The organism is Burkholderia sp. Ap-955 (assembly GCF_011753045.1).
Lineage (GTDB): Bacteria > Pseudomonadota > Gammaproteobacteria > Burkholderiales > Burkholderiaceae > Burkholderia > Burkholderia lata_D.
Map to the genome: position 1 here is coordinate 150,927 of NZ_VWWH01000004.1, position 14,305 is coordinate 165,231.

The window sequence follows — 14,305 nt, forward strand, 5'->3', positions numbered from 1 at the left end:
ACTTGAACCTCCATGGAATCCGCGCGATCTACCGCGCAGAAATGGCCCGCACGCGCCGCACGCTGATGCAGAGCATCATCGCGCCGGTGATTTCGACGTCGCTGTATTTCGTGGTGTTCGGCTCCGCGATCGGCTCGCGCATCAGCGACGTGAACGGCATCGGCTATGGCTCGTTCATCGTGCCGGGCCTCGTGATGCTGTCGCTGCTGTCGCAGAGCATCTCGAACGCGTCGTTCGGCATCTACTTCCCGCGCTTCACGGGCACGATCTACGAAATTCTCTCCGCGCCCGTGTCGTACTGGGAGATCGTGATCGCGTATGTGGGCGCGGCCGCGTCGAAGTCGATCCTGCTCGGTGTGATCATCCTCGCCACGGCCGGCCTGTTCGTGCCGCTGCACATCCTGCATCCGTTCTGGATGGTGCTGTTCCTCGTGCTGACGGCGGTCACGTTCAGCCTGTTCGGCTTCGTGATCGGCATCTGGGCCGACAGCTTCGAGAAGCTGCAGCTCGTGCCGCTGCTGATCATCACGCCGCTCACGTTCCTCGGTGGCAGCTTCTACTCGGTCGACATGCTGCCGCCCGCGTGGCGCGTCGTCACGCTGTTCAACCCGATCGTCTATCTGGTCAGCGGCTTCCGCTGGTCGTTCTACGGGATCGCCGACGTGCACGTGGGCGTCAGCCTCGGCGCGACGTCGCTGTTCCTCGTGATCCTGCTGGCGATCGTCGCGTGGATGTTCCGCACCGGCTACAAGCTGAAGAATTGACGCAAGACGGCCGCATCCCGCGCCGCCGCCGATGACGCATTTGGGCAAGCAGGCGGCGCTTTTCCTCTGATGCGGCATTTTGTGGTCGCGTCTACTGAAGATGAAGCATCGGGGCCGCGAAGCACGCGCTTCGCGGCCCCTTTTCATTTCAGAGGACGCCATGCCCGCCGCCACCGCTCCCGCCTCCGCCTCCGCCTCCGCCGCCGCCCGGCTCGAACGCCTGCCGTTCTCCGGCTATCACAAGCGGATCTTCTTCATCATCGCGATCGCGTTCTTCTTCGACTCGGTCGACCTCGGCACGATGACGTTCGTGCTCGGCTCGATCCGCAAGGAGTTCGGGCTGTCGACCGCGGCCGCCGGCCTCGTCGCGAGCGCGAGCTTCTTCGGGATGGTGCTCGGTGCGGCCGTCGCCGGCCTGCTCGCCGACCGCTTCGGCCGCCGGCCCGTGTTCCAGTGGAGCATGGTGCTGTGGGGCGCGGCGTCTTATCTGTGCTCGACCGCGCAGAGCGTCGACGCGCTGATCGTCTACCGCGTGCTGCTCGGGATCGGGATGGGGATGGAATTCCCGGTCGCGCAGACCTTGCTGTCGGAATTCGTGCCGACCGAGAAGCGCGGCCGCCTGATCGCGCTGATGGATGGCTTCTGGCCGCTCGGCTTCATCACGGCCGGTATCGTCGCGTACTTCGTGCTGCCGCAGTTCGGCTGGCGCACCGTGTTCGCGCTGCTCGCGATTCCCGCCGTGTTCGTGCTCGTCGTGCGTCGGATCGTGCCGGAATCGCCGCGCTGGCTCGAGCATGCGGGCCGACATGCGGAAGCCGACACGGTGATGCACACGATCGAGGCGAAGGTGATGCGCTCGGCCGGCGTCACGACGCTGCCGCCGCCGTCGCGGCTGGCCGAGCCGGTCGCCGCCCGCGGGCGCGGCGCGCTGCGCGAGATCTGGAGCGGCGCGTACCGCCGCCGCACGGTGATGGTGTGGCTGCTGTGGTTCTTCGCGCTGCTCGGTTTCTACGGCCTCACGTCGTGGCTGGGCGCGCTGCTGCAGCAGGCCGGCTTCGAGGTCACGAAATCGGTGTTCTACACGGTGCTGATCTCGCTCGGCGGCGTGCCGGGCTTCCTGTGCGCCGCGTGGCTCGTCGAACGCTGGGGACGCAAGCCGACCTGCATCGCGTCGCTGATCGGCGGCGGCGCGATGGCGTACGCGTACGGCCAGAGCGCGCTGTACGGCGGCAGCATGGCGCTGCTGATCGGCACCGGCCTCGCGATGCAGTTCTTCCTGTTCGGGATGTGGGCCGCGCTGTACACCTATACGCCCGAGCTGTACGGCACCGGCGCGCGCGCGACGGGCTCGGGCTTCGCGTCAGCGATCGGGCGCGTCGGCTCGTTGATCGGGCCTTACGTGGTCGGCGTCGTGCTGCCGGTGTTCGGCCAGGCCGGCGTGTTCACGCTCGGTGCGCTGTCGTTCATCGCGGCCGCGCTTGCCGTGTGGACGCTCGGGATCGAGACGAAGGGCCTCGCGCTGGAACAGCTCGCGGCGGGCGATGAAGCGGGTAGCGGTGGCAGGTACGCGGCGGCGGCAGACAAGCTCTCCTGAGCGCCTGATCGGCCTGGGGGTTCTTGACGACCGGGCAGGTGCTCAGTGCCGGGCCCGGCCGGCTGCTGCGCAACTGCCAGGATTCGCGGCAAGATCGACGCTGCTAGACTGAATCGAGGCACCGAGTCGCGCGCACGCCCGGCGGCACACCGCGGCGATCGCGCGACAGTGGTGTCCGGCCCCCACTGCCCGCGCAAGGATTGCATCGATGGATCACGCTCGTATCGAAGAAATCCGCAGCGGCCTGTTTCGCGCAACGACCTATATCGACAAGCTGAAGCTCGGCTTCAGCCAGTTCTTCGTCCGGTCGCCGAACGGCGACGTCGTCTGCATCGAAACGGGCACGCGTTCCAACTTTCCGCAACTGACCGAGAGCCTCGCGACCGTCGGCATCACGCCGTCGATGGTGAACAGCGTGATCGTTCCGCATTTCGAGGTCGACGAGATGGGCGCACTGCCCGACTTCCTCGCGGCGAATCCGGCGCTCGTCGCGTACGCGCATCCGATCTGCACGCACGGGCTGGCCGACATCTTCGGTGTGCGCGCGAAGCCGCTGAAGGACGGCGAGCCGACGAAGATCTCCGGCGTCGAGCTCGTGCCGATCTTCACGAAGCATGTCCATCAATGGGATGCGCTGGTCGTCTATCTGCCGGCGTACAAGGCGCTACTGTCGTCGGACATCCTGATGCGCTTCGGCGACGAAGCCGTCGACGACCCGCTGCCGGCGATCGTCGATTCGATCCGCCGCTCGGACTACCTGCCGTCGCTCGCCCACCTGGCGAGTGCGCTGCGCCGGATCCAGGCGCTCGATCTCGACGTCATCCTGCCGATGCACGGCCCGGCCATCACGCACGACATCCCGCGCGTGCTCGCCGGCGCGATCGCGCATTGCGAGGCCGCCGCCGCGTAAGTGGCGGAGGCGGCAATCCAGCGGCGGTGCAACAGGTTCCGGTCAGGCGCCGGCGACGACGAACTCTTCGGCCGCCTTGCGCTGCACCGCGGCCATCACCGCCAGTTCGCGCTTGCTGCGCGTGTCGCCGGACACGACACCCGTCGCGTTCTTCGCCTTCGCACCCAGCGGGAAAAAGACAAACGACGCGCCGGCCGGGGCCGCCGGCTCGGCACGCAGGCGTTTGTTCAGGATTTTCAGGTACTTCTTCTTCGAGACTTCCTTAGCAGCCATGGCGTCCTCCGCGTGAACGTGGTGAGGATCAGCATACCAGTTTTGGCGACGGGTTCCGCAGCCAGGCCCGCCCGCGCGGCCGCACGCAAAAGTTCTTCACGCACAATGTCGATTCGCGCCATCTTCACGCGTCGTGTTGTCGTAACCGATCGTTTTGCCGTCGGCACCGTCGGCGGCAACCGTCAACGCCTGTTCAAGGAGAAACAGCAATGCGCGTCATGGTCATCGTCAAGGCAACCGCCATTTCCGAATCGGGCGCGATGCCCGACACCGAACTGCTGGCCGCAATGGGCCAATACAACGAAGCACTCGTGAAAGCCGGCGTGATGCTTGCCGGCGAAGGGCTGCATCCGAGTTCGCGCGGCAAGCGCGTGCACTTCTCCGGCAAGGATCGGACGGTCATCGACGGCCCGTTCGCCGAAACCAAGGAACTCATCGCCGGCTACTGGCTGTGGGAAGTGAAATCGATGGACGAAGCCGTCGAGTGGGTGAAACGCTGCCCGAACCCGATGCCCGTCGAATCGGACATTGAGATCCGGCAAATCTTTTCTCCCGAGGATTTCGGCGCGGCGCTCACCCCCGAGCTGCAGGAGCAGGAAGCGCGGATGCGTACGGAGATCGACGCGCGGCAGAAGTCCTGAGCGGCGGGCGGAAGCCCGGATCGAGCGCAGCGTGGCGCCCGGTGGCGCCGGGCCACTATCGGACAATGACCGAGGTGCATCGCCTCGCTCCGTCGCCCCTCCTCGGCAAATCGATTGACGCGGCCTGGCCGGGTAACGTATCGTTTTGATACGTTACCCGGCGAGTTCCTTCCGTCATGCATTCCCGTTTCGACCGTTTCCGCACCACGCCGCTCGGCGTCCAGCTCGAAGCGCTGATCGCGCAACCCGAGCGCTATGTCGAATTCGCGGCGCTGTCGCGCGTGGGCGTCGCCGCGATCGGCGCGATCCAGCACGAGATTGCGCACAAATTCCCCGAAATCGAAACCGACACCACGGCCCGCCAGTTCTGCGGCGCGATGGTCGCGGAAATCATGCGCCGTCACGGTCACGATGTCGTGCAGGCACGCGGGCGGCTCGGCGGCACGCTGTTCAGCTACGGCGCGGTGTTCAGCGCGTATCCGCACGTGCTGCCGTTCGTCGACGTCGTCGCCGCGCTGGCCCGCCTGCCCGACCAGCTCGCCGCGTATGCGGCGCACGTGCCGGCCGCGCTGTGGACACGCCGCCCCGACGGCACGGGCTTCTCGCTCGTCGAGCACGCGTGCCACCTGCGCGATCTCGACGCGGTGTTCGCCGAGCGCATCGACGCCGTACGCACGCTCGACCTGCCCGTGATTGCATCCGTCGACGGCACCGCGCTCGCCGCGCAACGCGACTATCTCGCGCAGCCGCTCGACGCTGCCGTCACGGCATTCCGCACGGGCCGCGCCGCGCTGTGTGCCACCGCGGCCGCGCTGGCGCCCGCGCAGCTCGCACGCTGCGGGTTGCGCGACGGCATCCGCCGCATGTCGCTCGACGAACTCGTGCGCGAGCTGCTCGACCACGACCGCACGCACGTGCTCGAACTCGACGAACTGCTCGCCGAACTCGCGTTGCCGCCTCTTCCTTCCACGCCCGCCCCATGACCCAGCCCACGCCCGTTGTCTTCATCCACGGTTTCATCGGCACGCTCGACGTGCACGGGTGGAACGGCCCGCATCTCGCCCCCGACCTGCTCGGCTACGGCGCGCATCGCACGGCACCGTTCGACGCGATCACACTCGCCGCGCAGGTCGAGCACCTTCGCCACACCGTCGATACGCACTTCGGCGCGCAGCCGGTCGATGTCGTCGGCCACTCGGTCGGCGGCGCGATCGCGATGCTGTTCGCGCATGCGCACCCGGAACGCGTGCGGCGGATCGTCAACGTCGAAGGCAACTTCACGCTCGACGATGCGTTCTGGTCGGCGTCGGTCGGCCGCATGACGCCTGCCGAAGCCGACGCGATGCTGGACGGCCTGCGTGCCGATCCGCAAGGCTGGCTACGTGGCGCGATCGACGCGCCGTCGCCGGGCCTGCTCGACAACGCCCGCCGCTGGCTCGCGCATCAGCCCGCGTCGACGCTGCGCGCGATGGGCCGCTCGGTGGTCGCGACGACGGGCGAACCGGGCTATCTGCAGGCACTCGCGCAAGTGTTCGCGCGTCACCCCGTCTGGCTGATGGCCGGCGAACGCTCGCGCGCAGGCTGGCACGTGCCCGACTGGGCGCTCGCGCGCTGCGCCGGCTTCGACACGATCGCGCGCTGCGGACACCTGATCCCGGCCGAGCAACCCGATGCGTTTCGCGCGGCGCTCGGGCGCATCGTGTCCGCACCGCCCGCCTGACAACCCGTAGGATTCGCCGAAATATGGTTGAAAGGCGCGGTTGCTAGAGTCGTCCAAACAGGGTTTTCCCGGCGCCCGGTGCCGGATGGGGTCGACACATGCGAGGATCGATGTACCTGGCACGCGCCTTCTGGCTACTTCTGCTGATCGCCATTTCGGGCCCTGCTCTCGCCTTCCACGCGCGGGTCGTCGTGATTCCCAGCGCCGCGATGCACGAGACGCTCAAGGCAACCGTCGTGCTGCCCGACGCCTATGCGCGCGGCACCCGCGACGGCGACCGCTATCCGGTCGTCTATCTGTTGCACGGCTCGGGCGGCGATCACACCGACTGGACGTCGAACACGCACATCGCCGCGCTGGCCGACCGCTACCACGTGATCCTCGTGATGCCCGACGGCGGGCACGAGAGCTGGTACATCGACAGCCCGTTCGACTCGGGCAGCCGCTACGAAACCTTCATCGGCGACGAAGTCGTGTCCTACGTCGATTTGCATTTCCGCACGATCGCCACGCAACGTGCCCGCGCGATCACCGGGCTCAGCATGGGCGGCTTCGGCGCACTGCGCATCGCGCTCGACCGGCCCGACACGTTCGGCGCGGTCGGCAGCATCAGCGGCGCGGTCGATCCGCGCTGCTGCGCGGACGAGCCGGGCATCGACCATGTATTCGGCGACCCGGGCCGCCATCCGTCGTTCTGGGACCGCAACGTGATCGTCGCCAGCGCCAGCGCGTTCCTGCGTGCGCATCTCGACCTGACGATCGATTGCGGCCGCGACGACGCGTTCGTCGGCTCGAACCGCACGCTGCACGAACGGCTCGTCGCGCTCGGCGTGCCGCACGACTATGCGGAGCGGCCTGGCGGCCATACGTGGGATTACTGGGCGAATGCGATCCGCTACCAGATGCGGTTCTTCGCGACGTCGTTCCAGCATGGCGGCTATGCGTACCATCCCGCGCCCCGTGCGCCGGGCATGACGCGCGCGGGCTGACGCGCGCCGCATCGCCGCGTCACGACGCGGCCCGTCGAACCCGGTGGTACGATGCGCGGGCATCGACCACCCGACACCTTCCATGCCGCGCGACAACTTTGCGGACCTCCTCGCCTTCATCGCCGTCGCGCGCGAGCGCAGTTTCACGCGTGCGGCCGCGCAGCTCGGCGTCTCGCAATCCGCGCTCAGCCATACGATCCGCTCGCTCGAAACGCGCCTCGGCGTGCGGCTGCTCACGCGCACGACACGCAGCGTGGCGCCGACCGAAGCCGGCGAGCGTCTGCTGCGCAATCTCGCACCGCGCTTCGACGAAATCGAAGCCGAACTGACTGCGCTCGCGGAACTGCGCGACCGACCGGCGGGCACCGTGCGCATCAACGCGACCGACTTCGTGATCCGCACGCTGCTGTGGCCGAAGCTCGCGCCGGTCCTGCGCGACTATCGCGACCTGAAAGTCGAGTTCGTGAACGACTACGGGCTGTCCGACATCGTCGCGGAGCGCTTCGACGTCGGCGTGCGGCTCGGCGACCAAGTGGCGAAGGACATGATCGCCGTACGCATCTCGGCCGACATGAAAATGGCGATCGTCGGCGCGCCCGCGTATTTCGCGGAACACGCGCGCCCCGTGTCGCCGCAGGATCTGGTCGCGCACGACTGCATCAACCTGCGCCTGCCGACGCACGGCGCGCTGTACGCGTGGGAGCTCGCGCGCGGGGACGACATGCTGCAGGTGCGCGTCGACGGGCAGGTCACCTTCAACGGCACTTACGAAACACTCGATGCGGCGCTCGCGGGCTACGGTCTCGCTTACGTGCCCGCCGAACTCGCGGCGCCGCATGTCGCCGCCGGCCGCCTCGACAGCGTGCTCGCCGACTGGTGCCCGACGTTCCCCGGCCATCACCTGTACTACGCGAGCCGGCGGCAGTCGTCGCGCGCACTCGCGGTGATCGTCGAGGCGCTGCGCTATCGCGCATGAGCCCGCTTTGCTCCGCACCCGCGCCGCGATTCATGAATCGGGTCGATAAGTGCATGCGGATTGGCGGGGATTATCGATAGACGCATCGGTAGCTACCATCGACGGTGTTCCTCACTGTCCCCGGAGCCCTCGATGTCCGAACCGACTTCCGCCGCACGCAAAGCGTTCGGCGCCATCGCCCCCGCCCTCGCCGACTACACCGACAACGTGCTGTTCGGCGACGTCTGGCAGCGCCCCGGCCTGTCGCCGCGCGATCGCAGCCTCGTCACGGTCGCGAGCCTCGTGTCGCTGTATCGCGTCAACGAACTGCCGTTCCATCTGAAGAAAGCGCTCGACAACGGCCTCACGCGCGACGAACTGGTCGAAGCGATCACGCACCTCGCGTTCTACTCGGGCTGGCCGACCGCAAGCTCGGCGCTGACGATCGCGCAGCGCGTGTTCGACGAAGCCGGCGTGTAAGCGCGACGTCCCCTCATTCAACCGGCGGGCATGGGCCCGCATGGAGCCTTCATGGATTACCGCTATCTCGGGCGCAGCGCGCTCAAGGTGTCGCCGCTGTGTCTCGGTGCAATGATGTTCGGCGGCGAGGCGGACGAAGCGACATCGGCGCGCATCATCGACAAGGCGTTCGACCAGGACATCAATTTCATCGACACGGCCGACGTCTATCACGCCGGCCGCTCGGAAGAAGTCGTCGGCCGCGCGATTGCGTCGCGTCGCGACAGCTGGGTCGTCGCGACGAAGTTCGGCTATCCGGCCGGGCCGGACGCAGGGCCGAACCGGCAGGGCCAGTCGCGCAAATGGATCGTCGAATCGGTCAATGCGAGCCTGAAGCGGCTCGGCACCGATTACATCGACATCCTCTATTTCCATCGCGCGCTGACCGATGCACCGCTCGACGAAGGCATGCGCGCGATCGCCGACCTGATCCGGCAAGGCAAGGTGCGCTACTTCGGGCTGTCGAACTTCAAGGGCTGGCGCATCGCCGAGATCGTGCGGCTTGCGGACCAGCTCGGCATCGATCGCCCGGTCGCGAGCGAACCGCTGTACAACCTCGTCGATCGCACGGCCGAGGTCGAGCAACTGCCGGCCGCCGCGCACTACGGGATCGGCGTCGTGCCGTACAGCCCGCTCGCACGCGGCGTACTGACCGGCAAATATGCAGTCGATGCGCAGCCGCCCGCCGATTCGCGCGCGGGCCGCGGCGACCGTCGCATCCAGCAAACGGAATGGCGCCCCGAATCGTTGCACATCGCGCAGCAGGTGGCCGCGCATGCCGCCGCGCGCGGCACGACGTCGGTTGCGTTCGCGCTTGCTTGGGTCTTGAAGAACCGCATCGTCAGCTCGACGATCGCGGGGCCGCGCACCGAAGCGCACTGGGACAGCTACATCGATGCGCTGACGCTCGCACTCGGCCCGGATGACGAACGGTTCGTCGATTCGCTCGTGCCGCCCGGGCATGCATCGACGCACGGCTATACCGATCCCGGCTATCCGGTCGAAGGCCGCAAGGTCTGAAGTCGGAACGGGATGACTGAATGACATGCCGGGCGCGATGCCCGGCATGAAGATGAACGCGCGTCGCCCGACGCGCTTTCACGTTGATGCAGCTCGATCAGTTGTCGTGCGCTGCGTCGGCGCTGACTACGCGATCGAAAAATTCCTGCGCACGCGCCAGCTCGTCGAGCGCGCGATCGAGGCGCGACATCGCGCGTGCGTATTCGGCCGACGAGACGTCGTCGTCGCTTTCGCCGCGCACGGCGCGAAAGGCCTGATCGACGTTGCGCGTGGCTTCGACGAAGCGCTGCGCGGCCCGGGCTTCCCGCGAACAGATGTGGGTCGACATCGACACTTCTCCCTCAGGGTTGCAGTGTGAAGCACGCCGACGCTCAGTGTGCGTGGTGCGCATGTCGGCGGCGTGAACCACGACCCATCGAGTATCGACGCATCGGCCGCCGCGCAGCGCGCTTCGTGCCGATTGTCTCTCTGCGCTCGCCGCTCCGCTATGGCGAGATTGCAACAAATTCTTGCGCGATCTGCTGCGCGCGTTTCGTCACGCGCGCCCGATACGGGGATGCGCAAGGCCCGCGAACGCGGCCGCTTCACCCGGCGACAAGTCGAACAGGTCGCCGGTGAGATCGCGCGGATGCTCGGCCGCCGGCCGGTTGCGCAATCGCGCTGCGTGCGTGGGCGCAACATACGCGGCCGCCGTTTCGATCGGCGGCACATCGAACAGATCACGCGTGACGCCGCGCACGGAGTCCGTCGGCGAACGGCCGCGCAAGCGCGCGACGAGCTCGACGAAGCGATCGAAATCGCCCGCGCGCGTGGCCTTGTTCACTTCCGCGAGATCGCGCGCCTTCAGCACGCACGGTTGTGCGAGCCGCACGAAATACGGTGCTTCGAGCTCGACCGACAGCGCGAGCGGATAGCTCTTGCCCGTCTGCTCCTTCGCACGCCCGACGCAATCGACCACGGCCGCGCCCTGTGCGGCGCCAAGCGGCTGGCCGGTGCTCACGCTGCGCAGGTGATCGGGAAACACGCGCAATTGCGTGCCGACCGTCAGCGCGGTGGATGACGCGCACACGAGCGCGTAGTGCTGTTCGCGACGCCGGCCCGACGGCAAGGTCGAGCGGCTGGCGATGAACGTGTGCGGCGGCAGCGGGCGCACCTGCCCGCTTGCGTCGATCCAGGCATTCCACAGCAGCATGTCTTTCCGCTCGCCTGCGCGCGGGCGCGATGCGACCGGCGAAAACAGCGCGAGCAGCGAGCCCGTGCGATGCGCGGCGACTTGCGCGCTGCTGCCGAGCGGCTGGTTGATGCCCCACAGAAAACGCCCGCCCCCGAGCCGGCGCTCCCATTCCTTGCGGAGCACGACGGTCGGCAGTTCCTCGCCGGACTCGGTACCGATCTTGGTCCAGCAGAACGTGGGTGGGAGGTGTTTCAGTGTCATCAACTTTCTCGGGGATACAGCCTCGCTGGTGACAGCAAGCCCATTCAACAGCCGTAACTGTATAGGTATAATGCATCGCATGGAAGCCCCGGACCAAGATTTTCCCGTTCAAGACCTGTTGCGCCGTCTGATGGCAGACACACGCTCGTCCAGCGAAATCGCGCGACTCTCCGGGGTCAGCCAGCCAACCGTATCGCGCCTGAGGCTGTCGAACGGGCACCGGCTGCGCCGCAGCGCGCCATTCAATAAGCTATGCAGTTTCTATGGTGTCGATACCGGGCCGTCGCGCCGCCAGTACAACGACCTGCTGCGCGACGCGATCGTCGACGCGTGGGACGGGTCGGATGAGCACGGGCGCGCGCTGCTGGTCGTGATCCAGGGGCTGAAGGGGCTGCAGGCGAAGGCGGATGATGGGTGATGGAAGCGCGGGGGGATCGTTGCATGTGCGCTGCCGCGATGGCAACCGGCAGCTGGCCACTACTCACCAGTCGCCAATCCGGAAGTGCAAAAGCCAGCGTCCGTGCGTAGATGACAGCGCAACATCCTGCCACGTGCACGCATACCAGAACGGGGGAATTGGAGCGAACCGTATCGACCGACGGTTCACCAGGCACCACATCGGGTTTGGCGGGCTGTACGGAGCCGGTGTGACATCGCCGACTCCGTCAGGCTTCGCCTCAGTCCGGCATGCCGTTGAGCAGTTCGGGCGGCGGCGTCGAACTGGTGTAGGTGACGGCAACGACCTTCGACACGTGTTTGCTGGCCGACGTCCCTACGGGGATCGAAACCGTGACTGGCGCCCCTGTCGACGTGGCGCACGTATAGATCGGCAAGTTCGATTGGACGGTCGAGTAGGTCTTGGTATCCATCGTGCCATCGTCATATGTGATGTTGATCGCGCAGGACGTGGCGTTGTTCGCGCCTGAGAAGCGAGGCGTCCACGTGATCGCGCCCGAATAACCGGTCACTTGCCACGGCTTCGTACTCGTGAAATTGAGCTGTATTCCATAGGCGGTAATGTCCGTGGGGTAAAGGTTCGCAACCTTCTTGACCGTGATGTCGACGGGCAGCGTGTACGAACCGCTCGCGCTTTTACTGTACAGCGGCACGTGATGGACCGTCACGTAGTGACTATTGTTGAAGTTTGACGGCAACCTCGGGAGCGTCGTGAAGCTGTTGTGCAGGCCGTCGAAATCGAGACCGATGACCTTCGTGATCGTATCCGAGATCATCACGAATGGAACTTCCGGATAGACCTTGGCATAGCCGTCGGACGCGCCTTTCGCGTCGACCGACATCGTGTTGGCGAGACGGCGCAGCCACTTCCAGGCGTTATCGTAGCGATTGGCCGATCCATCCGAAACGTTGAAGAGGGACGTCGGCAGATACGTGAAGCTCTCGATGCCCGGCGTGTAGTTGTTGTTGTTCTTCTTGTACTTGGCTTCCGCGTTGGCATCGACGTAGTTGGCCTGGTTCACGGCGCTCTGCTCGCCCGCCATGACGTTTTTGTAGAGCGGGTAGATGTTCGGCTCTTCGACGTAACCGTCGATATACGTCAACTGCGACGCATTGCTGGACGTAAAGACGGTGCCTTTCACGCCAGCGAGCGCTGCGTAAAAGTGGTTCGCCCCGGTGTTCAGCCAGCGCAAATTGAAGTTGCTTTTCAGGCTCGCGCAGCGATTGCCATACGTCGACGCCGTGCTTGGATCGAGCAGGAAGTCGGGGGATTGAGCAAGCTGGCAATAGTAGGCGACCTGGGTGGCCGCCGAATCGGCACCCAGGAAAATGTCATAGCCCGGCGGGATGAACTGGCTCTCCGTCGGATCGTACGCAAACTCGTTGTAGGTGGCGGTTTCGCCCGTTTCGTTGCGTGACAGGCGGAATCCGTCCGCGTTCTGGTAAGTCAGGTTGGTGTTCGAGTAGGTCTTGGTCCAGTACTGGTTATTGATATAGTCGATATAGTTCTTCAGCGGTGTGGCAACGAACGACTGATCGCCGGTCAGCTTGTAGAGCGTCATGAGACTCTGGCCGATTTCGAACACGGCGGGTTGCTCGTCTTTCTGCTCGTAGACCCCACCGTTCGTGCCAAAGGCCCAATACGGCATGTTGAGTCCATTGTTCAGGTGCAGGATCTGGGCGAAATGCCGCGCCATGTCGAGATTCTGCGAGTGATACCCCATGTAGTAAGCACCGACCAGATAGTGCGCGAAATCGCGTGAGTAATAGGCGCAGCGGTTCGAGATGCCAGCCAGGTAGCCATCGTTTCCGCCATTGGCAAGCGCGGTATCCATCGCGGCCTGGCCGCATGCCGGATTGGTGCTCCAGTTACCCCAATTGCTTAGCCAGCTGTAATTTGCATCGGAAAAGACGAGCTTGGTCGCTTCGTTAACCGAAGCATTGAATCCGTCTGCCACGTTCGTTTGATCGGCTGCTGTAGCAGCGGGTTCGTTTGACGTGGCATAGAGAAAATTCTGGGGGACGGACGCGGCAGTTTTGACACTGGCGGCGATTCTGGCGGCAGACGACTCGCCATTCGCGCCATCACCGCAGCCGGCAAGCCCCAGTTCAACGAGAGCGAGGATGCCGACGCCCAGATAACGGCGGCTTGGCCGCAATAGCGGGCGACCAAGTCCGGTGTTGCGTGACGTGTTCATGTTCGATTCTCCTTGGATGAAGGGAAAGTCATTGCCAAACGATCAATCAGGAATGCAAATCACACTTCTTGCCACCATGCACGGCGCCATCATCTTTCTCATCGCTTAGACGTTCGCGTACTCGCTCCGCCGCTCAACGCAGACACGCCGCCGCGAACCGGGCCGCTCTAGCGAAACCATTCACAAGGACCCACTGAAGCAGTACTTGCGCGCAACGCCCCGTATTGACTCCCCGTGTCACCTGATCCCCATCCTGAGTAGCTCGTGCCTGCCGCTACCGGGCAGCGCATCGCCGACCCTGCCGATGGAATCGGCATAATGGCGGGGAACAGCAGGGTCGGCATTACTTTCTCGGCGATGCCGCTGAAAATTTCGCGTATTGAACTGGAAGTGGCGTCGGTCTCGAAACGACTTTCAATCTCGCCAATTTTTAAATCACATGCGACTTTGCCCGGATACTAGCACGCGATTCCGATTGCGCGTCAATACGATAATCGAGCAAGCCGCATTTAATTAACGAATCTTCGTTTATTTTAAATTCTGAATTAGAAAATTTACCGTGGCACCTCGGATCCAGCCATTGACCCATGCTGAGCTCGAGCCACAATGTTATCAACAATTTCCAAGATCGATACGCCCAGGGTAACCTTGACGCATGATCCGGAATGACAATATGAAAACGCGACAAACAATCAGGACCGGAAACAGACATCGAAAACAGGCCCTTCAGATTTAATTATTTTATGGATCTTTTATTAAATTTTTATAATTTCAAAATAATCGACACTTTTATTGCGGCCGGTGCCTCATGATTTTCAATTTATCTCAAGC

Annotated in this window: 16 protein-coding genes; 12 read left to right on the plus strand and 4 right to left on the minus strand. The window is 64.9% G+C overall.

Annotated features, from left to right (window positions below; genetic code table 11):
• Positions 1–2: 2 nt before the first annotated feature.
• The 3 genes from F3J15_RS03975 to F3J15_RS03985 all read left to right on the plus strand — a co-directional run bounded on the left by F3J15_RS03975 (position 3) and on the right by F3J15_RS03985 (position 3,268).
• Positions 3–764: an ABC transporter permease gene (locus F3J15_RS03975; RefSeq protein ID WP_083266168.1), complete on the plus strand. Its 762-nt coding sequence runs from the start codon at positions 3–5 to the stop codon at positions 762–764.
• A gap of 160 nt (positions 765–924) precedes the next feature.
• Positions 925–2,358 carry an MFS transporter gene (locus F3J15_RS03980; RefSeq protein WP_166887991.1) on the plus strand — a complete coding sequence of 478 codons (1,434 nt, stop codon included), beginning with the start codon at positions 925–927 and terminating at the stop codon, positions 2,356–2,358.
• Positions 2,359–2,566: 208 nt separating this feature from the next.
• On the plus strand, positions 2,567–3,268 hold the full coding sequence (locus tag F3J15_RS03985; RefSeq protein WP_166887993.1) for an MBL fold metallo-hydrolase: 702 nt from the start codon (positions 2,567–2,569) through the stop codon (positions 3,266–3,268).
• Positions 3,269–3,310: 42 nt separating this feature from the next.
• On the opposite strand, the gene F3J15_RS03990 is transcribed toward F3J15_RS03985, so the two are convergent.
• On the minus strand, positions 3,311–3,541 hold the full coding sequence (locus tag F3J15_RS03990; protein WP_046549636.1) for a hypothetical protein: 231 nt from the start codon (positions 3,539–3,541) through the stop codon (positions 3,311–3,313).
• A gap of 209 nt (positions 3,542–3,750) precedes the next feature.
• Here F3J15_RS03990 and F3J15_RS03995 point away from each other — a divergent pair, with 209 nt between their 5' ends.
• The 7 genes from F3J15_RS03995 (at position 3,751) to F3J15_RS04025 (ending at position 9,385) form a co-directional block, all read left to right on the plus strand.
• Positions 3,751–4,182, plus strand: coding sequence for a YciI family protein (locus F3J15_RS03995; protein WP_069252395.1), 432 nt, complete (start codon positions 3,751–3,753; stop codon positions 4,180–4,182).
• A 176-nt stretch (positions 4,183–4,358) separates the two neighbouring features.
• Positions 4,359–5,165, plus strand: coding sequence for a DinB family protein (locus F3J15_RS04000; protein WP_166887995.1), 807 nt, complete (start codon positions 4,359–4,361; stop codon positions 5,163–5,165).
• Positions 5,162–5,902, plus strand: a complete 741-nt coding sequence (locus F3J15_RS04005; protein WP_166887997.1) for an alpha/beta hydrolase — start codon at positions 5,162–5,164, stop codon at positions 5,900–5,902. Before F3J15_RS04000 ends, F3J15_RS04005 begins: the two co-directional genes overlap by 4 nt.
• 110 nt (positions 5,903–6,012) lie before the next feature.
• The gene (locus F3J15_RS04010) at positions 6,013–6,891 is read left to right on the plus strand and encodes an alpha/beta hydrolase family protein (protein ID WP_205190672.1); all 879 of its coding nucleotides are present in this window, start codon (positions 6,013–6,015) and stop codon (positions 6,889–6,891) included.
• Between the two features lie 82 nt (positions 6,892–6,973).
• On the plus strand, positions 6,974–7,867 hold the full coding sequence (locus tag F3J15_RS04015; protein WP_166887999.1) for a LysR family transcriptional regulator: 894 nt from the start codon (positions 6,974–6,976) through the stop codon (positions 7,865–7,867).
• Between the two features lie 132 nt (positions 7,868–7,999).
• Entirely contained in the window at positions 8,000–8,326 is a 327-nt protein-coding gene (locus F3J15_RS04020; RefSeq protein ID WP_039369463.1) for a carboxymuconolactone decarboxylase family protein, read from the plus strand.
• A gap of 51 nt (positions 8,327–8,377) precedes the next feature.
• The gene (locus F3J15_RS04025; RefSeq protein ID WP_166888000.1) at positions 8,378–9,385 is read left to right on the plus strand and encodes an aldo/keto reductase; all 1,008 of its coding nucleotides are present in this window, start codon (positions 8,378–8,380) and stop codon (positions 9,383–9,385) included.
• Positions 9,386–9,482: 97 nt separating this feature from the next.
• Here F3J15_RS04025 and F3J15_RS04030 read toward each other — a convergent pair whose 3' ends face one another.
• Positions 9,483–9,713, minus strand: a complete 231-nt coding sequence (locus tag F3J15_RS04030) for a hypothetical protein (RefSeq protein WP_166888001.1) — start codon at positions 9,711–9,713, stop codon at positions 9,483–9,485.
• A 207-nt stretch (positions 9,714–9,920) separates the two neighbouring features.
• Positions 9,921–10,820 carry a hypothetical protein gene (locus F3J15_RS04035; protein ID WP_166888003.1) on the minus strand — a complete coding sequence of 300 codons (900 nt, stop codon included), beginning with the start codon at positions 10,818–10,820 and terminating at the stop codon, positions 9,921–9,923.
• 79 nt (positions 10,821–10,899) lie between these two features.
• Between F3J15_RS04035 and F3J15_RS04040 the strand changes: the two genes are divergently transcribed.
• Positions 10,900–11,238, plus strand: coding sequence for a helix-turn-helix transcriptional regulator (locus F3J15_RS04040; protein WP_011354126.1), 339 nt, complete (start codon positions 10,900–10,902; stop codon positions 11,236–11,238).
• A gap of 259 nt (positions 11,239–11,497) precedes the next feature.
• Here the strand turns inward: F3J15_RS04040 and F3J15_RS04045 are convergent, their stop codons facing one another.
• Positions 11,498–13,474: a hypothetical protein gene (locus F3J15_RS04045; RefSeq protein ID WP_166888005.1), complete on the minus strand. Its 1,977-nt coding sequence runs from the start codon at positions 13,472–13,474 to the stop codon at positions 11,498–11,500.
• A gap of 264 nt (positions 13,475–13,738) precedes the next feature.
• Between F3J15_RS04045 and F3J15_RS04050 the strand changes: the two genes are divergently transcribed.
• On the plus strand, positions 13,739–13,936 hold the full coding sequence (locus F3J15_RS04050; RefSeq protein WP_144020716.1) for a hypothetical protein: 198 nt from the start codon (positions 13,739–13,741) through the stop codon (positions 13,934–13,936).
• Positions 13,937–14,305: the final 369 nt, after the last annotated feature.